The sequence below is a fragment of the Agrococcus jenensis genome, from assembly GCF_003752465.1.
GTDB classification, from domain to species: domain Bacteria; phylum Actinomycetota; class Actinomycetes; order Actinomycetales; family Microbacteriaceae; genus Agrococcus; species Agrococcus jenensis.
Genome location: NZ_RKHJ01000001.1, coordinates 792318 through 817915 on the forward strand (window position 1 = coordinate 792318; position 25598 = coordinate 817915).

22 protein-coding genes are annotated in these 25598 nt (G+C 73.4%); 10 read left to right on the plus strand and 12 right to left on the minus strand.

Going from position 1 to position 25598, the window contains the following annotated elements; all coding sequences use genetic code 11:
- Nucleotides 1-91 precede the first annotated feature (91 nt).
- From EDD26_RS03895 to dnaK, 6 genes are all read right to left on the minus strand, one after another.
- Nucleotides 92-706: a hypothetical protein gene (locus tag EDD26_RS03895; protein WP_123696507.1), complete on the minus strand. Its 615-nt coding sequence runs from the start codon at nucleotides 704-706 to the stop codon at nucleotides 92-94.
- Nucleotides 703-1899, minus strand: coding sequence for a hypothetical protein (locus tag EDD26_RS03900; RefSeq protein WP_123696508.1), 1197 nt, complete (start codon nucleotides 1897-1899; stop codon nucleotides 703-705). Before EDD26_RS03900 ends, EDD26_RS03895 begins: the two co-directional genes overlap by 4 nt.
- 67 nt (nucleotides 1900-1966) lie before the next feature.
- Nucleotides 1967-2398, minus strand: coding sequence for a heat shock protein transcriptional repressor HspR (locus tag EDD26_RS03905; protein WP_123696509.1), 432 nt, complete (start codon nucleotides 2396-2398; stop codon nucleotides 1967-1969).
- Nucleotides 2398-3342 carry a DnaJ C-terminal domain-containing protein gene (locus EDD26_RS03910; RefSeq protein ID WP_123696510.1) on the minus strand — a complete coding sequence of 315 codons (945 nt, stop codon included), beginning with the start codon at nucleotides 3340-3342 and terminating at the stop codon, nucleotides 2398-2400. The genes EDD26_RS03905 and EDD26_RS03910 overlap by 1 nt, the downstream gene beginning before the upstream one ends.
- A 13-nt stretch (nucleotides 3343-3355) precedes the next feature.
- Nucleotides 3356-4015, minus strand: a complete 660-nt coding sequence (locus EDD26_RS03915) for a nucleotide exchange factor GrpE (RefSeq protein WP_245989741.1) — start codon at nucleotides 4013-4015, stop codon at nucleotides 3356-3358.
- On the minus strand, nucleotides 4012-5895 hold the full coding sequence (gene dnaK, locus EDD26_RS03920) for a molecular chaperone DnaK (RefSeq protein WP_123696511.1): 1884 nt from the start codon (nucleotides 5893-5895) through the stop codon (nucleotides 4012-4014). Before dnaK ends, EDD26_RS03915 begins: the two co-directional genes overlap by 4 nt.
- Nucleotides 5896-6246: 351 nt before the next feature.
- Between dnaK and EDD26_RS03925 the strand changes: the two genes are divergently transcribed.
- From EDD26_RS03925 to EDD26_RS03935, 3 genes are all read left to right on the plus strand, one after another.
- Nucleotides 6247-7728 (plus strand): MFS transporter, encoded by a 1482-nt coding sequence (locus tag EDD26_RS03925; protein WP_123696512.1) that lies wholly within the window; start codon nucleotides 6247-6249, stop codon nucleotides 7726-7728.
- 141 nt (nucleotides 7729-7869) lie between these two features.
- Nucleotides 7870-8808: an endonuclease domain-containing protein gene (locus EDD26_RS03930; RefSeq protein WP_170165523.1), complete on the plus strand. Its 939-nt coding sequence runs from the start codon at nucleotides 7870-7872 to the stop codon at nucleotides 8806-8808.
- A gap of 93 nt (nucleotides 8809-8901) precedes the next feature.
- Complete coding sequence (locus EDD26_RS03935; RefSeq protein WP_123696514.1) at nucleotides 8902-9423, plus strand: 2'-5' RNA ligase family protein; 522 nt, start codon at nucleotides 8902-8904, stop codon at nucleotides 9421-9423.
- Between the two features lie 12 nt (nucleotides 9424-9435).
- Here EDD26_RS03935 and EDD26_RS03940 read toward each other — a convergent pair whose 3' ends face one another.
- Entirely contained in the window at nucleotides 9436-9780 is a 345-nt protein-coding gene (locus EDD26_RS03940) for a MarR family winged helix-turn-helix transcriptional regulator (RefSeq protein WP_245989742.1), read from the minus strand.
- Nucleotides 9781-10153: 373 nt separating this feature from the next.
- On the opposite strand from EDD26_RS03940, the gene EDD26_RS03945 reads away from it, so the two are divergent.
- Nucleotides 10154-10846, plus strand: coding sequence for a hypothetical protein (locus EDD26_RS03945; protein ID WP_123696515.1), 693 nt, complete (start codon nucleotides 10154-10156; stop codon nucleotides 10844-10846).
- A gap of 51 nt (nucleotides 10847-10897) precedes the next feature.
- Here EDD26_RS03945 and EDD26_RS03950 read toward each other — a convergent pair whose 3' ends face one another.
- Together EDD26_RS03950 and dcd are read right to left on the minus strand one after the other, a co-directional pair.
- Entirely contained in the window at nucleotides 10898-11800 is a 903-nt protein-coding gene (locus EDD26_RS03950) for a hypothetical protein (protein ID WP_123696516.1), read from the minus strand.
- A gap of 10 nt (nucleotides 11801-11810) precedes the next feature.
- On the minus strand, nucleotides 11811-12389 hold the full coding sequence (gene dcd, locus EDD26_RS03955) for a dCTP deaminase (protein WP_123696517.1): 579 nt from the start codon (nucleotides 12387-12389) through the stop codon (nucleotides 11811-11813).
- Between the two features lie 90 nt (nucleotides 12390-12479).
- On the opposite strand from dcd, the gene EDD26_RS03960 reads away from it, so the two are divergent.
- The gene (locus EDD26_RS03960) at nucleotides 12480-12941 is read left to right on the plus strand and encodes a hypothetical protein (RefSeq protein WP_123696518.1); all 462 of its coding nucleotides are present in this window, start codon (nucleotides 12480-12482) and stop codon (nucleotides 12939-12941) included.
- A 7-nt stretch (nucleotides 12942-12948) separates the two neighbouring features.
- Here EDD26_RS03960 and EDD26_RS03965 read toward each other — a convergent pair whose 3' ends face one another.
- Nucleotides 12949-13800, minus strand: coding sequence for a DUF1206 domain-containing protein (locus tag EDD26_RS03965; protein WP_123696519.1), 852 nt, complete (start codon nucleotides 13798-13800; stop codon nucleotides 12949-12951).
- Between the two features lie 11 nt (nucleotides 13801-13811).
- Nucleotides 13812-14654, minus strand: a complete 843-nt coding sequence (locus EDD26_RS03970; protein ID WP_123696520.1) for a DUF1206 domain-containing protein — start codon at nucleotides 14652-14654, stop codon at nucleotides 13812-13814.
- Nucleotides 14655-14737: 83 nt separating this feature from the next.
- Here EDD26_RS03970 and EDD26_RS03975 point away from each other — a divergent pair, with 83 nt between their 5' ends.
- From EDD26_RS03975 to EDD26_RS04000, 3 genes are read left to right on the plus strand one after another with little or no spacing between them, the layout of a single operon-like run.
- On the plus strand, nucleotides 14738-17362 hold the full coding sequence (locus EDD26_RS03975; protein ID WP_148058691.1) for a DUF4062 domain-containing protein: 2625 nt from the start codon (nucleotides 14738-14740) through the stop codon (nucleotides 17360-17362).
- Nucleotides 17359-19992, plus strand: coding sequence for an ATP-binding protein (locus tag EDD26_RS14985; RefSeq protein ID WP_148058692.1), 2634 nt, complete (start codon nucleotides 17359-17361; stop codon nucleotides 19990-19992). Before EDD26_RS03975 ends, EDD26_RS14985 begins: the two co-directional genes overlap by 4 nt.
- A 53-nt stretch (nucleotides 19993-20045) precedes the next feature.
- The gene (locus tag EDD26_RS04000; RefSeq protein WP_123696525.1) at nucleotides 20046-20732 is read left to right on the plus strand and encodes a dienelactone hydrolase family protein; all 687 of its coding nucleotides are present in this window, start codon (nucleotides 20046-20048) and stop codon (nucleotides 20730-20732) included.
- Nucleotides 20733-20780: 48 nt separating this feature from the next.
- On the opposite strand, the gene EDD26_RS04005 is transcribed toward EDD26_RS04000, so the two are convergent.
- Nucleotides 20781-21902 (minus strand): carboxylate-amine ligase, encoded by a 1122-nt coding sequence (locus tag EDD26_RS04005; RefSeq protein ID WP_123696526.1) that lies wholly within the window; start codon nucleotides 21900-21902, stop codon nucleotides 20781-20783.
- A gap of 108 nt (nucleotides 21903-22010) precedes the next feature.
- On the opposite strand from EDD26_RS04005, the gene ku reads away from it, so the two are divergent.
- Both ku and EDD26_RS04015 read left to right on the plus strand, forming a co-directional pair.
- A complete protein-coding gene (ku, locus tag EDD26_RS04010) occupies nucleotides 22011-23102 on the plus strand; it encodes a non-homologous end joining protein Ku (protein ID WP_123696527.1) in 1092 nt (363 codons plus the stop codon).
- 1 nt (nucleotide 23103) lies between these two features.
- A complete protein-coding gene (locus EDD26_RS04015) occupies nucleotides 23104-25584 on the plus strand; it encodes an ATP-dependent DNA ligase (protein ID WP_245989743.1) in 2481 nt (826 codons plus the stop codon).
- Nucleotides 25585-25598: the final 14 nt, after the last annotated feature.

The following is a 25598-nucleotide window of genomic DNA, read 5'->3' on the forward strand; positions in this document are numbered from 1 at the left end:
GCGCCCCCGTCCCCGCGGCGGGGGCGCCGCTGCGTGCGCGGGGTGACCGGCACCCCCGGCGGATCCGGCGCCCAGCGACGCCTCGACCGCACTATCCGCTCGTGACGCCCCTGACAGCCGGATGCTCCGGGCCGACCGCGCGCCGTGCCTCACGCCGGGCGATCGCGAGCCACGTGCGCGGCCCGGCGAGCCATCCGATGAGCGTCGAGACGACGATCGAGCCGGCGACGTAGATGGCCGCGACGATCCAGAAGCCGATCACCCCGGTCAGCAGCACGAGCAGGCCGAGCAGCCAGCTCGAGAGCGTCGAGAGCACCGCCTGCATGCCGGTGCCGAGCGCGGCGCCTCGGAACGTGACCGCCGCGGCCGCGGGCACGCCGGCCCGGTGCATCCGCCGCGTGCTGAGCCAGCAGCCGAGCGCCATCGCCCCGACCGCGAGCAGCACGAGCCCGAGCACGACGGGCGCGAGCGGCGTGCCGTCGAGCTGCTCGACCCACGCGACCACCGAGCGCCCCCACGCGACGTCGTCGAAGAGATCCACCACCACCGAGCGCACGAGCAGCAGCACGATCGCCGCGACGAGCAGCCCCCACACGAGGCTCGCGCCGGCCGCGACGAGCGCCAGGCCGATGCTGCCGGCGGCCCGCACCGCCGCGCGCTGCCCGGCGTCGAGCGGGTCGGGCGCGACCGCCCGGGCGCGGCTCACCGGCTCGGCTCGCCGCGCAGCTCGACGCGCGCGAGCTCCGCCTCGTCGCGAGCGCGAGCCGCGGCCTCCTCCTGCTCGGCCAGCGCGGCGAAGTCGACCCGCGGCCGGGCCGTCGACAGGAAGAGCCAGCCGAACAGCAGCCCGACGCCGCCCGTCAGCACGATCGCGATGCCGAGCAGCGCGAACAGGGTCGTCCACATCGTGCCGGTCGTGAGCGAGGCGGAGCTCGCGCCGAGGATGAAGAACAGTCCGCCCATGAGCGCCATCGGCCACACCATCACGCCGATGAAGCCGGTCGTCGCCGTCGTGCACAGCCAGGCGAGCCAGGTCGAGCGGTGCGGCTTCGCGAGTCCGGCCGACTTCGACCAGAGGGCCTGCGCCAGCCAGCCGAGCGCGAGGAGGCCGCCGCCGACGAGCAGCCCGATGACGACCGTGGCCCCGATGCGCTCCGGCGTCGACCAGAGCGAGACGACCGTCGTGAACGAGTCGGCCTCGAAGTCGGAGACCTCGTCGCCGGAGGCGTGCAGGAGGAACGCGAACCCGACGATCAGGAAGAACGCGGTGAGGAGGTGCGTCGCGAGCGCCATGAGCGTCTGCCCGACCCAGGAGCTCAGGAGCGCCGCGCTGCGCTGCCGCGTCGTCCAGCGGATGCGCGGCGGCACCAGCACGAGCTGGGGGTAGGGGCCGTACCCGGGCGGGGCGTACGGGCCGGGTACGTAGGGACCAGCGGCGTAGGGGCCAGCACCGTACGGACCTGCGACATACGGACCTGCGGCGTACGCAGGCGCTAGGTAGGGGTTCGCTCCGTGCGGAGCCACGCCTTGCGGGTGCCCAGCGGTCTGCTGCTGCGGCGCGAGCCGCTGCGGCATCGAGTCGGCGACCGCCGGCATGAGCCCGGGCGGCAGCATCGCGCCGGACGGAGCGAAGCCGGCGGCGGGGTTCGCGACGCCCTGCGCGCCGACGGGCGGCTGCAGCAGGAGCCGCTCGCGCCGCAGTCGCGCGCGCTCCTCGGCGCGGGTCTCGATCGCCTTGGCCGGCACGAGCCGGTCGGCGGCGGGTGCTGCCGGGGCCTCGCGCCGCCGCACGCGGCCGGCGGCGGCGGCTCGCTCGGTGGCGTCCGAGGGCACGGGCGTGTCGGTGCCCGGCGGCGGGGGCGCCGCGGGGTCGACGCTCGCGCGAGGCTCCTGGTCCACGCGCACATCATCGCATCCGGCCCTGCGCGGCATCCGGCCCTGCGCAGCATTCGGCGCTGCGCGGCGGTCAGCGGGCGGAGGGCCGCCAGAGCACGACCGAGCCCGGTCTCGTCGGCCGGGCGCCCGCCCGGATCGTCGTGATGCCCGCGGTGCCGGCCGCGAAGACGCGGCGTCCCTGCTGCTGCATCACCGCATCCGCGAGCGCCGACTCGAGCTCGCGCACGCGCTGCCGCAGGTCGCGGTTCTCGTCGCTCATCTCGAGGATGCGGCGGATGCCCTCGAGCGAGACGCCCTCGCCGGAGAGCAGCTGCACCTGCCGGAGCCGCCCGACGTCGCGCATCGAGTACCGGCGGGTGTTGCCCGCGGTGCGGCTCGGCTGCACGAGCCCGAGCCGGTCGTACTGGCGCAGGGTCTGCGCGTGCAGGCCGGCCAGCTCGGCGGCCGCCGCGATCGAGAAGATCGGCGACGTCTCGTCGAAGCCGGCCGGCGCGCTCGCCATCAGGCTGCCTTCGCCTTCGCGAGCAGGTCGGCGCGCGGCGACTCGGTCGGGCCCGCCTCGACGAAGCGCTCGAGGTGCTCGACCTGGTCCTTCGTGAGGTGACTCGGCACCGCGACCTGGATGGTCGCGAGCAGGTCGCCCGTGCCCTTCTTGCCGGCGACGCCGCGGCCCTTGACGCGCAGCACGCGACCGGACGGCGTGCCGGGCGCGACCTTGAGTCGCACGGGGCTGCCACCGAGCGTGGGCACCTCGATCGTCGCGCCGAGGGTCGCCTCCGCGAAGGTGACCGGCACGTCGACGCGCAGGTTGAGCCCGTCCATCGTGAAGACCGGGTGCGGTCGCACCTGCACGGTGAGGATCAGGTCGCCGGGATCGCCGCCGGTCGGCGACGGATCGCCCTTGCCGGCCAGCTTGATCTTCTGGCCGTCGTGGACGCCCGCGGGCACCTTGACGGTCATCGTCCTGCCGCCGACGGTCAGCTTGAGCGTGTCGCCCTGGACCGCCGACGTGAAGTCGAGCGCCGCCCGCGCGGTGACGTCGCGGCCCTTGGCCGGACGACGCGAGCCGAACGGGCTGCTCCCGCCGAACATCCCGCCGAGCAGGTCATCGAAGTCGCCCTGCGAGTACTGCACCCGCGGGCCGCCGCCGAAGCCGCCGAAGACGTCCTCGAAGCCACCGGAGCCGCCCGGCGCGAACCGCGGACGGCCGCCGGCCATCGCGCGGATCGCGTCGTACTCCTGCCGCTGCTTCGCATCCGACAGCACCGCGTGCGCCTCGGAGATCTCCTTGAACCGGGCCTCCGCCTTCGCATCGCCCGGGTTGGAGTCCGGGTGGAACTGGCGCGCGAGCTTGCGGTACTGCTTCTTGAGGTCTGCAGGCGTGACGTCCTTCTGCACGCCGAGCGTGGCGTAGAAGTCCTTGTCGAACCAGTCGTTGCTCGCCATGCCGGACCTCAGCTCACTCGGCCGGCACGAACACCGCGACCTTGGCGGCTCGCACCGTGCGCTCGCCGACGCGGTAGCCCGACTGCACGACGTCGGCGACGACCATCTCGGTCACCTCCGGGTTCGGCAGCTGCGCCACCGCCTCGTGCTTGTCGATGTCGAAGGCCTCGCCGACCTCGCCGAGCCGCACGACGCCGAGCTGGTCGAACGAGGCGCGCAGCTTCTGCGCCACGAGCGCCAGCGGCCCCTCGGCGAGATCGCCGTGCTTCTCGGCCAGGTCGAGCCCGTCGAGCGCCGGCAGCATCGCCTTGATGACGGATGCCGTGGTCGCGTCGCGGTCGCCCGCGCGCTCCCGCTCGGTGCGGTTGCGGTAGTTGACGTACTCGGCTCGCAGCCGCTGCAGCTCGTCGAGCTGCGCGGCCGACTTCGCCTCGAACGCGGCACGCTCAGCCTCGATCGCCGCGGCCTCGCCCTCGAGCAGGGCGCGGTCCTCGTCGCTCAGGTCGTCCGGACCGGGCGCCGAGGCGGCCGCGCTGGGCGCGGCCTCCTCGGTCTGCTCGGGCTCGGCGGCTGCGGGCTGCGGGGTGCCGGCCTCGCCGTGGGCGCCGTCGGCGTCCTGGCGGTCGGGCTCGTTCGACTCGTCGGGCATGTTCGACTCCTCGCGCTCGCTCACGGCTGCTTCTTCTCGTCCTCGTCGTCCACGACCTCGGCGTCGACGACGTCGTCCTCAGCGGACTGCTCGCCCTGCGGGGCGGCGCCGTCCTCGGGCGCACCGTCGGTGCCCTCGGCACCCTGCTGCGCCTGCGCCTGCTGGTAGATCGCCTCGCCCAGCTTCGACTGCGACTGCTGCAGCGTCTCGACCGCCGTCTTCACGGCCTCGTCGTCGTCGCCCGCGAGGGCCGACTTCACCGCGTCGACGTCGGCCTGCACCTCGGTCTTGACGTCGTCGGGCAGCTGCTCGGCGTTGTCGGTCAGCACCTTCTCGACCGAGTAGACGAGCGTCTCGCCGGTGTTGCGCAGCTCGGCGGCCTCGCGGCGGGCGTGGTCGGCAGCCGCGTTCTCCTCGGCGTCCTTCACCATCCGCTCGATGTCCTCCTTCGAGAGGCTCGAGCCGCCGGTGATCGTCATCGACTGCTCCTTGCCGGTGCCCTTGTCCTTCGCGGACACGTGCACGATGCCGTTGGCGTCGATGTCGAACGTGACCTCGACCTGCGGGATGCCGCGCGGGGCCGGCGCGATGCCGGTGAGCTCGAACGTGCCGAGCGGCTTGTTGTCGCGGGTGAAGTCGCGCTCGCCCTGGAAGACCTGGATCGCGACCGAGGGCTGGTTGTCCTCGGCGGTCGTGAAGGTCTCGGAGCGCTTCGTCGGGATGGCGGTGTTGCGCTCGATGAGCTTCGTCATCATGCCGCCCTTGGTCTCGATGCCGAGCGACAGCGGCGTGACGTCGATGAGCAGGACGTCCTTGCGCTCGCCCTTCAGCACGCCGGCCTGGAGCGCGGCGCCGACGGCGACGACCTCATCCGGGTTGACGCTCTTGTTGGGCTCCTTGCCGCCGGTGAGCTGCTTGACCAGGTCGGAGACGGCGGGCATGCGGGTCGAGCCGCCGACGAGCACGACGTGCGCGATCTCGGAGACGGTGATGCCGGCCTCGCGGATGACGTCCTCGAACGGCTTGCGGGTGCGCTCGAGCAGGTCCTTCGTCATGTTCTCGAACTGGGCGCGGGTGAGCGTCTCCTCGAGGTTGGCGGGGCCGTTCTCGGTGAGCGAGAAGTAGGGCAGCTGGATGCTCGTGGTCGACGACGACGAGAGCTCCTTCTTCGCCTGCTCGGCGGCCTCCTTCAGGCGGCGCATGGCGATCTTGTCCTTCGAGACGTCGACGCCGGTCTGCTCCTGGAAGCGCTTCTTGAGCCACTCGACGATGCGGTCGTCCCAGTCGTCGCCACCGAGGCGGTTGTCACCGGCGGTCGAGCGCACCTGGATGGTCGAGAAGTCGTCGTCCTTGCCCACCTCGAGCAGCGAGACGTCGAACGTGCCGCCACCGAGGTCGAAGACGAGGATGAGCTCGTCCTCCTTGCCCTTGTCGAGGCCATAGGCGAGCGCGGCGGCGGTGGGCTCGTTGATGATGCGCAGCACGTTGAGGCCGGAGATCTCGCCGGCCTCCTTCGTGGCCTGGCGCTCGGCGTCGTTGAAGTACGCGGGCACCGTGATGACGGCATCCGTGACCGGCTCGCCGAGGTACGTCTCGGCGTCGCGCTTGAGCTTGCCGAGGATGCGCGCCGAGATCTCCTGCGGCGTGAACGACTTGCCGTCGATGTCCTGCTTCCAGCCGGTGCCCATGTGGCGCTTGACCGACGAGATGGTGCGGTCGACGTTCGTGACGGCCTGGCGCTTGGCGGGCTCGCCGACGAGCGTCTCGCCCTCCTTGACGAAGGCGACGACCGACGGGGTCGTGCGGAAGCCCTCGGCGTTCGCGATGACGGTGGGCTCGCCGTTGTCGAGGAATGCGACGACGGAGTTGGTGGTGCCGAGGTCGATGCCGACTGCTCGTGCCATGGTGGTGCCTCCTGTTCGCAGCTGTGCTGCGGTCTGCCTGCTGATTGCCTGCTCTGCTTGGTTCCGGCGGAGGAGCGCACCGACATCCCCCGCAGCGCATCGGCTGGATGCGCTGCCTGGCGGTGGGCTCGTCCCCCGGAACCGCAGCCGCGACCTGCGCCCGGCTGGACGCCGACTTGAGTCGCGATGGCTCAACTTTTCCACCTTGAGTCGACCTGTGTCAACTTTCGCGGCTGTGCATCCGCCGTGAAAGGTCGCCGCTCGCAGGCGCCGCGGCGGCCCCGACACGCGACACCGCCGCGACACCCGCGTCGCCCCGCTCGTTCGCCTTCCGGCCGTACGCTCAGGGGCATGAGCGCCCCTCAGGAGCCGCGCGCGGCATCCGTCACCGCCAAGCCCGCACCCGACGACCTGGTGCAGCCGTCGCAGATCGGCGTGGCGCCGATCGCCCGCCGCGAGCTGAGCCGACGCGCGACGGCGTGGGCGCTCTGGGACTGGGGCTCAGCGTCGTTCAACGCGGTCATCACCACCTTCGTCTTCAGCCGGTACATCGCATCCGACCTCTTCGTCGACCCGGCGATCGTGGATGCCGCGGGTGACAGCGGCTCCCCCGAGCTGACGCGCGCGCTCGCCGAGAACGCCTCGATCGTGGCGTGGGCGATCGCGATCGCCGGCGTGCTCGTCGCGGCGCTCGCGCCGGTCATCGGCCAACGGTCCGATGGCGGCGGCCGTCGCAAGCTGTGGGTCGCGGTGAACACCGGCGTGACGATCGTCGCGATGATCGGCATGTGCTTCGTCGCGCCGGTGCCCGAGTACATCTGGCTCGGCGCCGCGCTGCTCGCCGCCGGCAACCTGTTCTTCGAGTTCGCGTCGGTCAACTACAACGCGATGCTCCACCAGGTGTCGACGAAGGAGGCGCTCGGCCGCACGTCGGGCTACGGCTGGGGCATGGGCTACGTGGGCGGCATCGTGCTGCTCGGACTGCTGCTCGTGCTCTTCATCTTCCCGCTCGCCGACCCGGACGCCGGCGGCGTGCTGCAGATCCCGAACGGCCGCGAGGGCGGAGCGCTCGACGTGCGACTCGCGGTGCTCGCGAGCGCGATCTGGTTCCTGGTCTTCGCGCTGCCGCTGCTGCTCAGGGTGCCGGAGGTGCCGCCGACCGGCGCCGCGCCCAAGCGCGTGGGGATGCTCGAGTCGTACCGCATCCTCTTCCGCACGATCGGGCGCATCCGCCGCACGGCGCCGAAGACGCTGCTCTTCCTCGTGGCGTCCGCCATCTTCCGCGACGGACTCTCGGGCGTGTTCACCTTCGGCGCGATCATCGCCTCGTCGGTGTTCGGCTTCTCGTCGGAGGAGGTCATCCTCTTCGCGATCGCCGCGAACGTGATGGCCGGCGCGGGCACCTTCATCGGCGGATGGGCGGACGACCGGTTCGGCCCGAAGATCGTCATCGTCATCTCGCTCATCGTGCTGTCGCTCTCGGGCCTCGCGGTGCTCTTCGTCGAGGGGAAGGGCATGTTCTGGGTCTTCGGCCTCGCGCTGTCGACGTTCGTCGGCCCCGTGCAGTCGGCGTCGCGCTCCTTCATGGCGCGCATCACGCCGGCGGGCCGCGAGGGCGAGATGTTCGGCCTCTACGCCACCACCGGGCGCGCGGTCTCCTTCCTCGCACCGACGCTCTTCGGCATCTTCGTGACGGTCGCAGGCGACGTGCGCTTCGGCATCCTGGGCATCGTGCTCGTGCTGGTCGCGGGCCTGCTGCTGGTGCTGCCGGTGCACCCGAAGCCGACGGTGATCGAGGGCGAGCCGAGCGCCGCGGCGGCCCGAGCCGACTAGCGCGTTTCCGGTACCGATCTGCGGATGCGCAGCGGATCCACCCGCAGATCGGTAACGGAAACACCCGGGCGGGGACGCTCCCGTCCACAGGCAGGGGTGGACGCGACCCGCACGCGCTCGGTTGCGGCGCACCATGCGCCCATGAACCGGCGTGCGGAGCTACCCGAGCCGTTCGCCGACGGCCCGTTCTCCGTCGCGACGGCGCTCACCCGAGGCGTCTCGCCGAGCAGGCTCCGCAGCCGCGACCTGACGACGCCCTTCACCGGCGTGCGCACCCGGGGAGAGCCGGTAGATGTCGCCGAGCATGCCGCCGCGTTCGCTCAGCACCTGCGATCTGGTCACGTGTTCGCCGGCATGACGTCGGCTCGGCTGTGGGAGCTGCCCGTCGCCTCTCGGTGGACCCGCGCTGAAGCGCTGGTCATCGGTGTCCCGGCCGGAACGACGCGGACGCGCGCACGTGGCGTGCGCGCACGCGAGTTCGACGCGACACGGCTCTCGTCAGGCACGCTCGACGGACTGCCACTCCTGGGCCCTGCCTCGACCGTCATGTCGATGGCGAGGGAGACGAGCCACGAGGACCTCGTGGTGCTCATCGAAGCGCTCGTCACCCCGTCGACGCACTACCCGGATCTGCGCATGCCCCGGCGGCCGTTCACGGACCTCGAGACCCTCCTCGAGTTCGGTGCGCGCTGCCGAGGCATGCACGGTGCCATGGCATTCCTGGCTGCGGTGACCGCTGCCCGCGCCGGCGCCGAGTCCCCGCAGGAGACGCGCTCGCGGCTCGCGATCGTCGCGGCCGGGCTGCCGGAGCCCGCCGTGCAGCTCGAGGTGTGGGTCGACGAGGAGTTGCGCGCAGTGATCGACCTCGCCTACCCGGAGTGGAAGATCGCGATCGAGTACGAGGGCGAGCATCACCTGACCGATCCGGCGCAGTGGGCGAAGGACATCCGTCGGCAGGAGCTGCTCGAGTCGCTCGGGTGGATCGTCATCCGCGTGACGAAGGCCGACCTGCGGAACGGCGGAGCCGTGCTCGTGCAGCGTGTCCGCGCGGCCCTGGCGCGACGAGGTGTCCCCAGCTGATCTCCGGTACCGATCTGCGGGTCGTGGCGTCGTGCACCCGCAGATCGGTACCGGAAACAGGCTCGAGCGGGCTCAGTCGGGCAGGGTGAGGGGATGGAGACCCGGATGTCGAGCGTCGAGCTGCTGCTCGACGAGGGCGCGGAGGCGCAGGTGCGGGCTGAGTGGACCGCGCTCGCGGACGCAGGGCTGTCGAGCCTCGCCCGGCACGACGCGGCGAGCAATCGGCCCCACGTGACCCTGCTCGCTCGGGTCGGGCTGCCGGCGCTGCCGCTCGAGCAGGTCGAGCTCCCCGTGCCCCTCGTGCCCGTTCCCCTCGTGCTCGGCCCGCCGATGCTGCTCGGGTCCGGCGACCGCCGCGTGCTCGCGCGGGCCGTGCTGCCGAGCCCGGCCCTCCTCGCGCTGCAGGCGACGATCCGCGAGGCGGCGGGGCCCGCCGACGACGAGCACTTCCTCCCCGGACGCTGGCTGCCGCACGTGACGCTCGCCCGGCGGCTGCGCCTCGTCGACATCCCGACCGCCCTCGCGCTCCTGGGCGAGCCCATCGACGCATCCGCCGTCGCGATCCGTTACTGGGATCCCGCGACGGCCACCCTCACGACGCTCGCGAGCAGCTGACGAAGCGGGCGCCTAGCGCGCCGGCCAGGCGTCGGCAAGGCGCGTCAGCAGGCGCGCGAGCTCGGCTCGCTCGGCGGGCGTGAGCGCCTCGGCCGCGATCGCGACCTCGGCGGCCCGCTCCTCCGCGTGCGCGGCGATGTGCGCGCGGCCCGCCTTGGTCGCCTCGATCACGACGCGACGGCCGTCACGGGGATCGGGGATGCGACGCACCAGGCCCGCGTCGGCGAGCGACTGGATGAGCCGGGACGCACGCGGCTGATCGACGCCGATGGCGTGCCCGAGGTCGGTGATCGACGACGGCTGCTCAGCGCGCACGACCGCGTGCAGCATCCGCCGAGCGCCCATCGCCCCGCGCATGCCTCGCGCGGCGAACGGCCCTCCGCGGCTCGCACCGTCGCCGCGGAGGTCGTCCTGGCCACCGTCACCGTGCGAAGGTCCGCCATGGCCGCGCGGTCCAAAGCCGTGCGGTCCGCCGTGCCCGATCGGGTGCCCACCGGGTCCGAACGGCGGTCCGCCGCGTCCCGGCCGCGGCGGCCGGCGCATGCCGATGCGATCGAGCGCATCGGCGATCTGCTGGGTCTCGGGGCTGGGATCCGCGCTGGGCTCTTGACGTCCGTCCGACATGTATGTCACTCTACATGTACATGCACAATGACATGTAGTTGCACCGCCCTCCGGACGGGTTGCAGCAGCGGCCGGATGGCCGCCCCACCATCGAGAGGAGATCGCCATGCGATCCGACGACCACGTCACCGACGACGGTCAGCCCACCGACGGGCTCGACCGCACCGCTCCCGCGCAGCACGACGCTGCCGAGCAGCACGACGCTGCCGAGCAGCACGACGCTCCGGAGCAGCACGACGCTGCCCCGCTCCCGCACGAGCCTGACGCCGAGCAGCACCACGCTGCGGAGCACGAGCACGCCGAGCACCCGCACCACGACCCGGACGCACACCGGCACCCCGCCGGACACGGCTGCGGCCGCGGCCACCACGACCGGCACGGCTTCGGCCGCGAGCACGGTCACCACGACGACTGGCACGGCTTCGGCCGCGAGCACGGCGATCACCGTGCGCGTGCCGACCACCCGCGCGGGCACCGCTGGGGCCCGGGCGAGCAGCCCCACGGCCACGACCACGGTGAGCAGCCGCTCGGCTCCGCTCCAGGCTTCGGCCCGCGGGAGCACGGCTTCGCCCACCGGGAGCACGGCTTCGCCCCGCACCGCCACGGCTTCGGCCACGGCGGTCGAGGACGGCCGACGCTCGCGCGCAGCATCGTGAAGTCTGCGCGGCGCATCCGCCACTCCGGCCTCACGCCGGAGCAGCTGCAGCACCGCATCGCGACCACGGTCAGCCACGCCGACTACGTCACCACCATGCGCACGCTGCGGCGCATCGGCATGGATCTGCGCCACCAGCGCTGACTCTGACCGAGCACCAGGGCGCCCTCGCTTCGGCGAGGGCGTCCTCGTGCGTCACACCAGCGGGTCGGTCGGCAGCACCCGCTCCGCCTCGAACGACGGATGCGCGAGCACCCGGCCGATCAGCCGCGCGCTGCCGCCGATGAGCGTCGTGTCGAGGTCCAGGTCGGTCGCGACCATCCATGCGGGAGACGCGTCGGGCTCGGCCGGCCAGAGCAGGTTGGGCGTGCGCCCGTCGCCCTCCCACCCTCCGGGCCGCCAGCCCAGCCCTGCTGCCTCGACCCACGTCGGGTCGGTCAACGAGACGAGCCGCCCGCGCAGCAGCACGTGCCCGCGCCCCTGGTGCTCCCTCGGCAGTCCGAGTACGTGGCCATGCCGCATCGCGTCGACGACGTCAGGATCGATGGACGCGCGCAGTTCGGCGATGTGCGCATCCTCGGCGTCGCGCCGAGCGCGCCAGTCGGCGAGCAGACCGCTCATCGAGTCATCAGCCGCGGCGAAGACGCTGACCGAGCTCATGTCGAGCCCGCTCCCCTCCCAGACCGCGGCGAGCACGTCGGCCTCGCCGTGCTCGTCGAGCAGCAACTGCGCGAGCGCGGTCAGCAGCGGCAGCGGGATGTCGCCCTGGTGCGGCTCGTTCAGCCAGCCACCATCGGGCATCTCGAACTGCTGCTCGCCGAAGCGGGCGAGCCACGCCGTGTACGGCTGGCTGCGGCTCGCGCGATCGCCGATCAGCTCGGCAGCCTCCGCCCAGGTGATCTCGCGCGACGCGAACTGGAGGTTGCCCCACGCATCCATCTCGTCCGTCGGCACGTCGAGCGACGCCGGGTGCAGGATGCGCGCGCACGCCTCGAAGACGGGCGGCACGACCGCGCTGACCGAGAAGTCCTCGCGCAGCGCCTCCTGCACCCATCGCGCGACCTCGACCTCGTGCTCGACGCGGAGCGGCCCGGCCATCGCCCGAGCCTCAGTCGATCCGCGTGCGGTGGAAGCTCTGGAACGAGCGGGACGCCGTCGGTCCGCGCTGCCCCTGGTAGCGGTTGAGGTTCGGGCCCTGCCCGTACGGGTGCTCCGAGGGCGACGAGAGCTGGAAGTAGCAGACCTGCCCGATCTTCATGCCCGGCCACAGCTTGATCGGCAGCGTCGACACGTTCGAGAGCTCGAGCGTGACGTGGCCCGAGAAGCCCGGGTCGATGAAGCCAGCGGTCGAGTGCGTCAAGAGCCCCAGGCGTCCGAGCGACGACTTGCCCTCGAGGCGGGCGGCGACGTCGTCCGGGAGCGTCACGCGCTCGTACGTGGCGCCGAGCACGAACTCGCCCGGGTGCAGGATGAACGCCTCGTCCGGCCCGACCTCGACGAGCCGCGTGAGCTCAGGCTGGTCCTCGGCGGGATCGATGAACGGGTACTTGTGGTTGTCGAACAGCCGGAAGCCCTTGTCGAGCCGCACGTCGACGCTCGACGGCTGCACCATGCCGAGGTCGAGGGGGTCGAGGGCAAGGTCGCCGGACGCGAGTCGGGCGCGGATGTCGCGGTCGCTGAGCAGCACGCGCCGAGCGTATCGCCCGCCATCTCGCCCATGTCGCGCTCAGCCTGGAGGAGGAAGATGGAGGCACGACGATCGGCGGAGGAGGCGACCATGGCGGTACATCGCAATCGGCGCCTCGAGGACTGGATCGACCTCGCGGCTGCCGCGATCGAGCGGGCGCGCGCGTCGCTCGGCGACGCCGAGGTCGCGCGCCGCACCGAGGCCTCGGTCTCGGACGCCGACTACGAGACCACCGTGCGCGTGCTGCGCACACTGGGCCGCGACCTGCAGTCCACCGGCCCCGACCTGAGCGCGCTCGATGCGCGGCTGCGCGGCGCGGCCCACGGCGAGCACGCACCGCACGTTCCGTCGGCGCCGGAGGATGCGGCGGAAGACGCCGGGGACGCTCCTGCAGCGGGGCGCCCGCTCGAGCGCGGCCCGCAGGCGACGCTCGACGAGCTGTCCGCAGACGACCTGAACGAGCGCGGGGTGCGCCCGGCCGACCTCGCGAAGCGGCTCGCGCGGCTGCGGAACCCGATCATGCCCCACCCGCGTCAGGGCCGAGCCAAGTAGGTCCGGCTCAGCGCGCCCAGACGCCGCGCGCGACGCAGTAGACGCCGTAGACGATCAGTCCGACGGCGATCGCGACGAGCGCGACCACGCCGCCCGGGACCGTGGTGAGCGACTGGAGCGCGCCGTCGAGGCCGCCGGTCTCGCCCGGGTCGTGCCGCACGGCCCCGACGACGAACAGGCCGCCGACGATCGTCACCGCGACCCCCTTCGCGATGAAGCCCGGGGCGCCGAGCGCCTCGACGATGCGTCGGAAGCGCCGCGGCGGGGCGACGTCCTCGAAGAACGTGCGCCGGGCGCCGCGGATCACGAAGGCGATGCCGACGCCGGCGATCACCAGTCCGGCGACGCCGAGCAGCCACGGCCCGACCGGATGCTGCAGCACGCCCGTCGAGAACGACTCCGTCGCGTCCTCGCCGTCGACCGACCCGCCGAGCGCGAAGACGAGCGCGGTGCCGCCGACGACCGCGTGGCCGATGCCGCGGCCCGCCGCGCGCATCGCGTTGCGCCGCTCGTCGCGCGAGTCCGCGACGGCGATCACGAACGCGTGCAGCGCGAGCGCGACGAGCGCGACCCCGACCACCCACAGCGCCAGGCCGCCGACCGGAGTCTCGCGCAGGGCGCGCATCGCACCGGACTGATCGGCCGAGCCGCCAGCCCCGAACGCGACGCTCAGGCCGATGCCGCCGATCACCACGTGCACGACGCCGTTCGCCGACTGCCCCGCCGCCTCGACCCAGGAGGTCGCGCGGTGGTCCTCGACTCCCGCTGCGGCGTCCTGCGCCTTGCGTGCCGGGCTGTGGGATGCGCCGCCCGCGCCGTCGGCGCGCGCCGGCACCTCCGGCCGCGCGTCGCCCGTCATCGTCCGCCGGTTCAGCGTGACCAGAGGCCGCGGGCGAAGCAGTAGACGCCGTAGAGCATGAGCCCGACCGCGATGGCGATGAGCGCGATCACGCCGCCCGGCACGGTCGTGAGCGACTGGAGCGCGCCATCGAGGCCACCGGCCTCCTCCGGGTCGTGCCGCACAGCCGCGATGACGAAGAGCGCACCGACGATGACGATCGCGACGCCCTTCGCGATGTAGCCGGCGGTCCCGAGGACGTCGACGAGGCGGCGCCAGCGGGCGGGCGGCGCGACGTCCTCGCGGAACTTGCGCTTGGCGCCCTTGACGACGAAGTAGACGCCGATGGCGGCGATGCCCGCGCCGATGAGACCGACGAGCAGGGCACCGAACGGGTTCGACATGAGCTGCGCCGAGAACGACTCGGTCTGCGACTCGCCGTCCGAGGTGCCGCCCGTCGCGACGACGAGCGCCGTGGCACCGACGGCGGCGTAGGCCACGCCGCGTCCGGCCTCCTTGAGCGCGTCCTTCCACCCGCGGCGCGACGCAGCCACGGCCGCGACGAACGCGAGCAGCGCGAGCGCGATCAGCGCGAGCCCGACCGCCCAGAGCGCCACGCTGCCGAGCGGCGACTCCTGGATCGCCCGCATGGCCCCGGACTGATCGGCCGAGCCGCCGCCGCCGAACGCGACGCCGAGCGCGATGGCGCCGATCGCGAAGTGCACGATGCCGTTGGCGATCTGACCGGCACCCGTGACCCAGTCCGCCGCGCGATGCCGCTCGGCACCCGCCGCCGCATCCTGTGCCTTGTCGGTCGCCCAGCCAGCCGCATCCTTGGCCGACGCCGCGGCGCTCGACCGCCCATCTCGGTTCATGACCCCACGCTAACGCTCAAGAGTGTCGATGGTTTCTCATCAAGGATCTGGCGTCCGCGTCGCGGCGGGGCCAAGATGTGGCCATGACCGGCGCCCACCGGCCCGTGATCCGCACCCCAGACCAGCGGCTCCGGGTGTTCGTGAGCTCGACGCTCCGTGAGCTCGCTGAGGAGCGCCGTGCCGCCAGAGCGGCGATCGAGCGCATCCGGCTCGCCCCCGTCATGTTCGAGCTGGGCGCGCGTCCGCACCCGCCCCGCGCGCTCTACCGCTCGTACCTGTCGCAGAGCGACGTGTTCGTCGGCATCTACGCGGACAGCTACGGCTGGGTCGCGCCCGACGAGGAGGTCTCGGGGCTCGAGGACGAGTACAACCTCGCGCCGCCGGAGATGCCGAAGCTCATCTACATCCGCGCCTCGGAGCACCGGGAGCCGCGGCTCGAGGAGCTGATCGCGCGCATCCGCGAGGACGACTCCGCCGCCTACCTGCCGTTCGAGACGGCCGCCGAGCTCGAGGAGAAGGTCTCGAACGACCTCGCGACGCTGCTCGCCGAGCGCTTCGACGAGTCGAAGCTGCAGCCGCAGGGCGGCGCGGAGGAGATCCCGCCGACCCCCGAGTCGCGCATCCCCGTGCCCCCGACCACGACGATCGGCCGCGAGCGCGAGATCGCGGAGGTGCGGGAGCTGTTCGAGCGCGGCACGAAGCTCGTGAGCCTCATCGGGCCGGGCGGGATCGGCAAGAGCCGGCTCGCGATCGAGGTGGCGCAGAGCACCGCCGACCTGTTCCCCGACGGCCGCTACTTCCTGCCGCTCGAGGGGGTGTTCGAGCCCGGGCTGCTCGTGCCCACGATCGCCTACGTGCTCGGCATCCGCGACACCGGCGAGGCGGCGCTCGAGGAGCGCATCGCGCGAGCGCTCGCCGGCCGGCGCGTGCTGCTCGTGCTCGACAACTTCGAGCAGATCGTCGAGGCGGCGCCGCTGCTCGTGCGGCTCTTCGCGGTCGCCCCGACGGTGTCGCTGCTCGTCACGAGCCGCACCGTGCTGCGGATCCGCGGCGAGCGCGTGTACGACGTCAAGGCGCTCGCGGTGCCCGACGCCGTCGCGCGAGCCGGCCCCGAGCGCGTGCGGCGCTCCCCCGCCGGCGCGCTGTTCGTCGACCGCGCGCAGGCCGTGAAGCCCGACTTCGAGCTCACCGACGAGAACGCCGCCGCGGTCTCCGACATCTGCCGGCGGCTCGAGGGGCTGCCGCTCGCGATCGAGCTCGCGGCGGCGAAGGTGCGGCTGCTGACCCCGCGCGGCATCGCGCAGCGGCTCGAGCAGAGCCTGCCGCTGCTCACGGCGGCCGCGCGCGATCTGCCCAGCCGGCACCGCACGATGCGCGCCACGATCGACTGGAGCGTGAGCCTGCTGCCGCCCGAGCAGCGGGCGATGCTCGAGGACCTCGGGGTCTTCGCCCGCCAGTTCACGCTCGAGGCGGTCGAGGCGCTCGGCAAGGGCCGCCCGTGGGAGGGCCAGGCGATCGACGGCATCGCGGCGCTCGTCGACGCCTCGCTCGTCAAGCAGGCCGAGATCGGCGGCCGCTCGGTGCTCTCGCTGCTCGCGGTCGTGCGCGAGTACGCCCTCGGGCAGCTGAAGGAGCACGGCGAGGCGGGGCGGATGCGCGCGGCGCACGCCGACTACTACAGCGCCCTGGTCGCGGCGGTCGCCCCGGGCCTGCGCGGCGCGGGCCAGGGCGACGCGGTCGTGCAGCTCGGCCTCGAGCTGCCGAACCTCCGCGCGGCCGTGCGGCACCTCGTGCACATCGACCGCCTCGACGACGCGGGCGACTTCGCGTGGCGCCTGCTCGTCTACTGGTGGATCGCGGGCTTCTTCGGCGAGGTGCGGGTCTGGATGCTCGAGCTGCTCGGCAAGGACAAGCCCATCACCCCGCACACCCGGGCGGTCGCGTGGTTCTTCTCGCTCTGGAGCGAGATGTGGCAGCACCCGACCGAGGAGGTCGTGGCCGGCCTCGGCGAGTGCGTGCGCCTGTTCACCGAGAGCGAGGACGGCGACGCCGCGGCGATGGCCGTCGCCGCGCGCGCGACCGCGCGCCTGCAGCTGCCGCTCCCTGACCTGGACACCGCCGAGCGCGAGCTGCGGGAGGCCGTGGAGCGGCTTCGCGAGCTCGGCAACCCCTGGGCGGAGGCGATCACGGAGGTCTCCCGCGGCCGGCTCGCGTGGCTCCGCGGCCTCACCGACGACGCGCAGTCGTGCTTCGACCGGGCGACCGAGGTCGCCGAGTCGGTCGGTGACCTCTTCACGGTGTCCGTCGCGGGCAACCACCAGGCGCGCCTGCAGCTCGTCCGCGGCGAGATCGACGCGGCGGAGGCGGGCTGCGTGCGCACCCTGCTCGTCTCGGTGCGGCTGCACTTCGAGGAGGGCGTCGCGTACGCCCTCGAGGGGCTCTGCGCCGTGGCCGCGGCACGAGGCGAGGCGGAGCGCGCCGGCACGCTGTGGGCGGTCGCCGACGGCATCCGGCAGCGCATCGGCGTCTTCGACGCGGAGGCGTTCACCGTGCACATGCCGCAGCTCGATGCCATCCGCGCCACGGAGCCGCAGGGCGTCGCCGCGGGCGAGCGGTACGGCCGCGACCTGAGCGTCGCCGAGGCGATCGCCCTCGCGCTGCCGGAGCAGGAGCGCGAGCAGATCGCTCCCGCGCTGGCGAGCTGGTGAGCGACGGCGGCCGGGCGCGCATCCGGACTCCCGACCAGCGCCTGCGCGTCTTCGTCTCGTCGACGCTGCGCGAGCTCGAGGCCGAGCGGCGAGCGGTGCGCGGCGCGATCGAGCGGCTGCGGCTCGCGCCCGTCATGTTCGAGCTCGGCGCGAGGCCGCACCCGCCCCGGGACCTCTACCGCGCCTACCTCGAGCAGAGCGACGTCTTCGTCGGCATCTACGCCGAGCGCTACGGGTGGGTCGCGCCGGGCGAGGACGTCTCGGGCCTCGAGGACGAGTACCGGCTCGTGCGGCCGTCGATGCCCCGGCTCATCTACCTGCGCGAGGGCGCGACGCGGGAGCCGCGCCTCGACGAGCTGATCGAGCGCATCCAGGCGGATGACACGGCCTCCTACAAGACGTACCGCTCGCCGGACGACCTCGCCGAGCTCGTCGAGGCCGACCTCGCCACGCTGCTCGCCGAGCGGTTCGACGCCGCCGTCGCCCGCCCGGTGCCCACGCCCGACGCCTCGGTCCCCGCAGCGCTCGACCTGCTCGCGGCCCGCATCCCCTCCCCGTACACGCGGCTCATCGGCCGGGAGCGCGAGGTCCGGGACACGCTCGCGCTGCTCGCCGACCCCGGCACCCGGCTCGTGACGCTGCTGGGACCCGGCGGCATCGGCAAGAGCCGGCTCGCGATCGCCGTGGCCGAGGCCGCCGCGCAGGACGGCGATCGCTTCCCCGACGGCGCCGCGTTCGTGCCGCTCGAGAACGTGCTCGAGCCCGCATTGCTGCTGCCCGCGATCGGCGCGGCCATCGGCGTGCGCGACACCGGCGAGCTGCCGCTCGAGGAGCGGCTCGCCATCGCGCTGCGCGGGCGCCGCATGCTGTTCGTGCTCGACAACTTCGAGCAGCTCGTCACCGCCGCGCCGATCGTCGTGCGGCTGTTCACGATCGCCCCGGATGCGTCGTTCCTGGTGACGAGCCGGGCCGTGCTGCGGGTGCGCGGCGAGCGCGTCGTCGAGGTGCCGCCGCTCGCGACGCACGACCCGGCGTCGCCCGACTCGATCGCGCGAGCGCGCTCCTCCCCCGCCGTCGAGCTGCTCGTCGAGCGCGCGCACGCGGTGAAGCCCGACTTCGAGGTCACCGCCGCGAACGTGGAGGCGATCGTGGGCATCTGCCGCGTGCTCGAGGGCATCCCGCTCGCGATCGAGCTCGCGGCTGCGCGCATGCGGGTGCTCACGCCTGCCGGCATCCTGCAGCGGCTCGACCACCAGCTGCCGCTGCTCGTCGACGCGTCACGCGACCTCCCGCCGCGGCAGCGCACGCTCCGCTCCACGATCGAGTGGTCGACCGGCCTGCTGACCGAACCGGAGCGGCGCGTGCTGCGCGACCTGTCGGTCTTCTCGCCCGGCTTCACGCTCGAGTCGATCGAGGCGCTCGGTGAGGCGCGCGGCTGGGACGCCGACGTCATGGTCGTGCTCGAGACGCTCGTCGACAGCTCGCTGCTGCGGCAGGAGGACATGGGCGGCGAGCCGGTGTTCTCGATGCTCGCGACGGTGCGGGAGCACGGCGTCGAGCGACTGCGCGAGGCCGGCGACGAGCAGGCCGCTCGCGACGCGCACGCCGCCGTCTACCTCGAGCTCGCGCGGCGCGAGGGGCGCGGGCTCGGCTTCAGCCAGCAGGTCGGCGCGGTCGCGCGCCTCAACCTCGAGCGCGGCAACCTCCGCACGGCGGTGCGGCACCTCACGAGCGGCGGCGACGTCGAGACCGCCGCCGACATGGCGTGGCGACTGTTCCTCTACTGGTGGGTCGGCGAGTTCCTCATCGAGGTCGCGATGTGGATGGACGAGGTGGTGGCGAGCCCGCCCGGCGCCGTCTCGCCGCGCGCGACCGCGATCGCCACCTTCTACGTGTCGTGGCGCGACATGTGGCTCGCGCCCTCGCACGAGATCCCGACGGCGCTGCTCGGCGCCGCGCAGGCCTTCGCCGACAGCGGCGACGAGCTCGGCGCCACCATGGCGGTCGCCACCGCCGGGCTCGCCGAGATCAACACGGCCGACCCCGACATCCCGCAGGCCTCGGCATGGCTGCAGGACGGCGCGCGCCGGTTCCGCGAGCTCGGCGCGGGCTGGGGCGAGTCGCTCGCGCTCGTCGCGCTCGGGCGCATCTCGGTGCTCACCGGCGACCTCGAGGCCGCGACCGCCGACTTCCGGCGAGCGGTGGAGGCCGCGGTCGGCAGCGGCGACCGGTTCACCGCGAGCGTCGCCACGCATCACCTCGGACGGGCCCTGCTGCTGACCGGGGCGCGCGACGACGCCGAGCCGCTGTTCCTCGACGCCGTCGCGACCTCCGTCGGACTGCGGCACGAGGAGGGCATCGCCTACGGCCTCGAGGGGCTCGCGGCCGTGGCCGCAGCGCGCGACGACGTCGATCGGGCAGGCGTGCTCGCCGGCGCGGCCGCCGCCATCCGTGCTCGCACCGCCGTCTTCGACGCGCCCGCCTTCGTCTTCCACACCCGCTACCTCGACGAGCTCGCCGAACGGGGGCACGCCGAGCGCCTGCGCGCCGCCGAGCAGCGCGGGCGCGACTACGGCGCGTTCGAGGCGGCCGAGTACGCGCTCACCGGCGGCGCCGCGGCCGGATCCTGACCGATCCGCCCTGCGGCCTCGGCTAGCGTGGCCGCACCGACCGAGGGAGCAGCATGCGCGAGTCCAGTGACGAGTCCGGCACGGCGACCACCTGGCACGGCGAGGAGGGCGAACCGCTCGTCGTGCTCGCGCACGACTGGAACGGCCGGCTGCCGTGGATCGACGAGCTCGCCGCTCGGCTGGCGGCGGAGGGCTACCGCGTGGCGGTGCCGGACCTCTTCGGCGGTCGCACCACGACCGACGACGACGAGGCCGGCGAGCTGCTGCGGGAGCGCCTCGACGACCTGCCCGGAGCCCTCCACCTCGTGAGCGAGGCGATCGGCGAGGCGCGGGCGCTCGGCAGCCCGAGCGCAGGCGTCGTCGGCTTCTCGATGGGCGCCACGATCGCCCTCGCCTACGCCGCACAGGGATCGCTCGACGCGGTCGTCGCCTACTACGGCACGACCCGCGGCACCGTGACGCCGCGGGTGCCGGTGCTGTTCCAGCTGGCCGAGACCGATGACTGGACCGGGCGCGAATCGCCCGAGGAGCTGCAGGCGCGGCTCACGGCCGAGGGCTTCGACGGCATCGAGGTGCGCCACTACGAGGGGGCCGTGCACGGCTTCCAGAACGCGCAGATCGAGCGCCGGTTCGACGCGGATGCCTCGGCCGCGGCCTGGTCGTCGACGCTCGCGTTCCTCGACGCCCACCTGCGCCCCGCCGCGTCGTCGTCGACGCCGCCGATCGCGCCGGTCGAGTAGCGCTCGGCGCCCGGCCCCGGCGACGGCAGAACCCGGCGGCGCCGCGGCCTAGGCGGCGGCCGGGGGCGCGAAGCTCGTGCGCAGCAGCCGCTCGAGCGCGGGCACGCCTTCCGCGAGCGCCGCGCGCTGCCGGGCGGCGCCGTTCCCCTCGGCGCGGAGCCGCGCGACGAGCGCCTCGACGCGATCGCGGTCGCCCGATGCGTCGAGCGCCGGGCGCACGGCGTCGAGCATGCGCTCGATCACGTGCCGGGCGGGCGCGATCGATGCCGTGACCGGGTCGACGAGCACGTCGTCGAGCCCGTGGCGCGCGGCGTGCCACACCGCGGCGTCCAGGTGCTCGGCGTGCGCGGCCGCCGCCGCATGCGGCAGGTCACCGGCGGCCGCCGACTCCACGAGAGCCCGGGCCAGCAGCGCGGCCCCGACCGTCTCGTCGGCGGTCAGCTGCGCGTCGAACACGCGCAGCTCGACCGTCGGGTAGCGCTCGGCGAGCCGCATCATCCAGAAGATCGAGGAGCGGTCGAGCGTCGCGCCGAGGCCGACGAGGGCGCGCACGCGCCGGTCGTAGTCGGCGGCATCCGCGAACGCCGGCGGCACCGACGCCGTCGTGAAGCGGCGCCCCACGATGGTGCGCCAGCTCGCGAAGCCGGTGTCGATGCCGCCGAAGCACGGGGAGTTCGCGGTGAGGGCCAGGAGCGGCGCGAGCCACGGCCGCAGCGCGCGCATCACCGCGACGCCCTCCTCGCGCGACCAGACCGCGACGTGCACGTGCAGCCCCTGGATGCGGTGGTCGGGATGGATGGCGCCCAGCTCCTGCGCGAAGCGCGCGTACCGCTCGCCCGCCCCGGTGGCCGACCGGCCGGCGCCGTACGCGGTGCCGGAGCTCGCGGCCAGCAGCCCGCGGCGCGCGACCGCGCCCGCGACCGCGCGCCGGAACTCCCGCACCACCCGATCGGCCGCATCCGCATCGGCGAGCACGGGCGACGAGAACTCGACCTGCGCGCGGAGGTACTCGTGGGTGATCCAGTGCACGTCGGCATCGGAGTGCTCGAGCTCGGCGATCACCTCGTCGGCGACGTCGACCGGCGCGAGCGAGCCCGGTTCGAGCAGGATCACCTCCTCCTCTACGCCGAACGTGCGAGGAGCGCGCCGCACAGGATGCTGCAGGGTCATGCGCGGATCATCCCCCCGCACCCTGGACGCCGACCGCACGCGCGAGCGCGATCGACTCCCAGGCTCGGGGGCTGGTGGAAGTCCAGGTGGATCGTGGAAAGTGAGCACATGCGCGCGATCTGGAAGGGCTCGATCACCTTCGGGCTGGTCAATGTGCCCGTGAAGCTCTACTCGGCGACCGAGGAGCACGACCTGCAGCTGCACCAGGTGCACGACGCCGACGGCGGGCGGATCCGGTACGAGCGCAAGTGCGAGGTCTGCGGCAAGAAGATCGCGTACGAGCACATCGACAAGGCGTACGACGACGGCGAGCAGACCGTCGTGCTGACCGGCGAGGACCTCGAGGCGCTGCCGGCCGAGCGCAGCCGCGAGATCGAGGTGCTCGAGTTCGTGCCCAACGAGCAGATCGACCCGATCCTGTTCGAGCGCAGCTACTACCTCGAGCCCGACTCCAAGAGCCCGAAGGCGTACGTGCTGCTGCGCCGCGTGCTCGAGGAGACCGAGCGCACCGCGGTCGTGCGCATCTCGCTGCGGCAGCGCACGCGGCTCGCGACGATGCGGGTGCGCGACGACGTGCTGCTCGTGCAGACCATCCGCTGGTCGGACGAGGTGCGGGCGGCCGAGTTCTCGGCGCTCGACGACGACGTCACGGTCGGCAAGCGCGAGATGGACCTCGCCCGCTCGATCGTGCGCGACCTCGAGGCCGACTTCGAGCCGGAGCAGTACGTCGACGAGTACCAGGAGCAGCTGCGCACCCTCGTCGAGGCGAAGCTCGAGCAGGGTGACGCGCTCAACACCGCCGCGACCTTCGGCGAGACCGAGGAGGACGAGGGCGCCGAGGTGATCGACCTGCTCGAGGCGCTGCAGCGCTCCGTCGAGAAGCGCAAGGGGTCGAGCGCGAAGGGCGACGCGGACGACGCGGAGGACGAGGCCGAGGAGGAGGACGCCGCGAAGGACGCGCCGGCGAAGCGCACGTCGAGGTCGACGACGGCGAGGTCGTCGGCGGCGAAGTCCACGGACGCGAAGGCGGCGGCGAAGAAGCCGGCCGCGAAGAAGCCCGCCGCGAAGTCGACGGCGAAGTCGCCGGCCTCGAAGCCCGCGGCGAAGACGACGGCGGCCAAGAAGCCGGCGGCGAAGACGACGGCGGCCAAGAAGCCGGCGGCGAAGTCCACGGCGGCGAGCAAGCGGAAGTCCGCCTGAGGTGGCGGCGGCCGATCGCATCGTCGTCGGCGGGCGGAGCCTGCGGTTCTCCAACCCCGACAAGGTGCTGTATCCGTCGACCGGCACGACCAAGCGCGACGTGCTCGAGTACGTGCTGCGCGCATCCGGGCCGCTCATCGCGCACGCCGGCGGCCGCCCGGTCACCCGCAAGCGCTGGGTCGAGGGGGTCGGCACCGAGCAGAAGCCGGGGCAGGTCTTCTTCCAGAAGACGCTCGAGCGGGGCGCGCCGGACTGGATCCAGACGGTCGAGCTGCAGCACTCGACCGGGCCGAAGCAGTACCCGGTGCTGTCCGAGCCGGCCGCGCTCGCGTGGATGGCGCAGATGGGCGCGCTCGAGCTGCACGTGCCGCAGTGGCGCATGCTCGACGGCGACCGGCAGAACCCCGACCGGCTCGTCCTCGACCTCGACCCCGGCGAGGGCGCCGACCTCGACGACTGCGCGCAGGTGGCGCTCTGGGTGCGCGAGCTGCTCGAGGACATCGGCCTGCACCCGGTGCCGCTCACGAGCGGGTCGAAGGGCCTCCACATGTACGCGCGGCTCGACGGCACGGTGACGAGCGAGCAGGCGAGCGAGGTCGCGCACCAGCTCGCGCGCTCGCTCGAGGCGATGCATCCCGAGCTCATCGTCAGCGACATGAAGAAGTCGCTCCGCACCGGCAAGGTGCTGCTCGACTGGAGCCAGAACTCCGGCTCGAAGACGACGGTCGCGCCCTACTCGCTGCGCGGCCGGCTGCTGCCGACCGTCGCCGCCCCCCGCACCTGGGACGAGATCGAGGCCGGCGGCCTGCAGCAGCTGGAGTACACCGAGGTGCTCGAGCGGCTCGAGCGCGACGGCGACCTGATCGCGTCGCTCGACCCGCCGCCCGACCGGCTCGCGAAGTACCGCGGCATGCGCTCGGCGCACCGCACGCCCGAGCCCGTCCCCGCCGAGCCGCCCACCTCGACCGACGGGCGCTCGTGGGTCGTGCAGAAGCACCAGGCGAGCAGGCTGCACTACGACTTCCGGCTCGAGCAGGACGGCGTGCTCGTGTCGTGGGCGGTGCCGAAGGGGCTCCCGTCCACCCCGAAGCAGAACCGCCTGGGCGTGCAGACCGAGGACCACCCGCTCGAGTACGGCTCGTTCGAGGGCACGATCCCGAAGGGCGAGTACGGCGCCGGCACGGTGCAGATCTGGGACGCGGGCACGTACGAGCTCGAGAAGTGGCGCGACGACGAGGTGATCGCCACGCTGCACGGCCGGCCCGACGGCGGACTCGGCGGCGACCCGTACCGGTTCGCGCTCATCCGCACCGATGCGGACAAGCGGCAGTGGCTCGTGCACCGGATGAAGGAGCAGGACGCCGAGCGCGACGCGCGGCTGAAGGGCTACGCGCCGTCGAAGGCGGCCGAGGCGCGCGAGGCGCAGGGCGAGGCGGGGGATGCCGACGTCGATGCAGAGGCCGACACGGCCCAGGCGGCGCCGCCGAAGCGTCGGCTCGGCAAGCAGCTCGGCTCCGGGCGCTCGAAGGGCGACCGCGTGACCGACCTGCGGCCGATGCTCGCGTCGCTCAGCGACGCATCCGCCATCGACGACGAGCGGGAGTGGTCGTTCGAGGTGAAGTGGGACGGCTGGCGGGTGATCGTCGAGCGCAGCGGCACGACCGTGCGGCTGCTGAGCCGCAACGGCCGCGACCTGTCGGGTGCCTTCCCCGACCTCGTGGAGGCGGTGCCGGCCGCGGTCGCGACGGATGCGGTGCTCGACGGCGAGATCGTCATCCTGAAGCGCGGCGCGGCCGACTTCGAGGCGCTGCAGGACCGCGGCGGGCTCAGCGGGCGGCAGGCGGCGCGGGCCGCGAAGGCGACGCCGGCGACGATCATGCTCTTCGACCTGCTCGAGGAGGAGGGCGAGCGGCTCCTCGACGAGCGGCTCGACGACCGGCAGTCGCGGCTCGACGCCCTCGTGCACGAGAGCGCGCGCGTGAAGATCTCGAAGCCGCTGCGCGGATCGCTCGAGCGGATCCTCGAGGTGACGGCCGAGCGCGGGCTCGAGGGCGTGATGGCGAAGCGGCACGACAGCCGCTACCGGCCGGGCAGGCGGAGCGACGACTGGCGCAAGCTCAAGCACCAGCAGATGGAGGAGGTCGTCGTCATCGGCTGGCTCGAGGGCAACGGGTCGCTCGCCGGCACGGTCGGCTCGCTCGTGCTCGCACGACCGGGCGAGGGCGGACGGCTGCAGTACGCCGGCCGCGTCGGGTCGGGCTTCTCGGGGGCCGACCGCGACCGGCTGCGAGACCAGCTGCGGCCGCGGAGGACGACGCCCGCCGTCGACGGCGTGCCCGCCGACGTCGTGAAGAAGGTGCGCTGGGTGCGCGCGGCGGTCGGCGAGGTGGAGCACGCCGAGCGCACCACGTCCGGGGCGCTGCGGCACCCGGTCTGGCGCGGCCTCCGCGCCGACAAGACGGTCGCCGACCTCGCGGTCTAGCCCCCCGTGCTGGT

Excerpts from the sequence above, each read along its gene's own strand:
- EDD26_RS03905 (WP_123696509.1), bottom strand. The coding sequence starts at position 2,398 with ATGGCGAGCGCGCCGGCCGGCTTCGACGAGACGTCGCCGATCTTCTCG.
- EDD26_RS03910 (WP_123696510.1), bottom strand. The coding sequence starts at position 3,342 with ATGGCGAGCAACGACTGGTTCGACAAGGACTTCTACGCCACGCTCGGC.
- dnaK (WP_123696511.1), bottom strand. The coding sequence starts at position 5,895 with ATGGCACGAGCAGTCGGCATCGACCTCGGCACCACCAACTCCGTCGTC.
- EDD26_RS03925 (WP_123696512.1), top strand. The coding sequence starts at position 6,247 with ATGAGCGCCCCTCAGGAGCCGCGCGCGGCATCCGTCACCGCCAAGCCC.
- EDD26_RS03930 (WP_170165523.1), top strand. The coding sequence starts at position 7,870 with ATGAACCGGCGTGCGGAGCTACCCGAGCCGTTCGCCGACGGCCCGTTC.
- EDD26_RS03935 (WP_123696514.1), top strand. The coding sequence starts at position 8,902 with ATGGAGACCCGGATGTCGAGCGTCGAGCTGCTGCTCGACGAGGGCGCG.
- EDD26_RS03940 (WP_245989742.1), bottom strand. The coding sequence starts at position 9,780 with ATGCGCGGGGCGATGGGCGCTCGGCGGATGCTGCACGCGGTCGTGCGC.
- EDD26_RS03945 (WP_123696515.1), top strand. The coding sequence starts at position 10,154 with ATGCGATCCGACGACCACGTCACCGACGACGGTCAGCCCACCGACGGG.
- EDD26_RS03950 (WP_123696516.1), bottom strand. The coding sequence starts at position 11,800 with ATGGCCGGGCCGCTCCGCGTCGAGCACGAGGTCGAGGTCGCGCGATGG.
- EDD26_RS03960 (WP_123696518.1), top strand. The coding sequence starts at position 12,480 with ATGGCGGTACATCGCAATCGGCGCCTCGAGGACTGGATCGACCTCGCG.
- EDD26_RS03965 (WP_123696519.1), bottom strand. The coding sequence starts at position 13,800 with ATGACGGGCGACGCGCGGCCGGAGGTGCCGGCGCGCGCCGACGGCGCG.
- EDD26_RS03970 (WP_123696520.1), bottom strand. The coding sequence starts at position 14,654 with ATGAACCGAGATGGGCGGTCGAGCGCCGCGGCGTCGGCCAAGGATGCG.
- EDD26_RS03975 (WP_148058691.1), top strand. The coding sequence starts at position 14,738 with ATGACCGGCGCCCACCGGCCCGTGATCCGCACCCCAGACCAGCGGCTC.
- EDD26_RS04000 (WP_123696525.1), top strand. The coding sequence starts at position 20,046 with ATGCGCGAGTCCAGTGACGAGTCCGGCACGGCGACCACCTGGCACGGC.
- EDD26_RS04005 (WP_123696526.1), bottom strand. The coding sequence starts at position 21,902 with ATGACCCTGCAGCATCCTGTGCGGCGCGCTCCTCGCACGTTCGGCGTA.
- ku (WP_123696527.1), top strand. The coding sequence starts at position 22,011 with ATGCGCGCGATCTGGAAGGGCTCGATCACCTTCGGGCTGGTCAATGTG.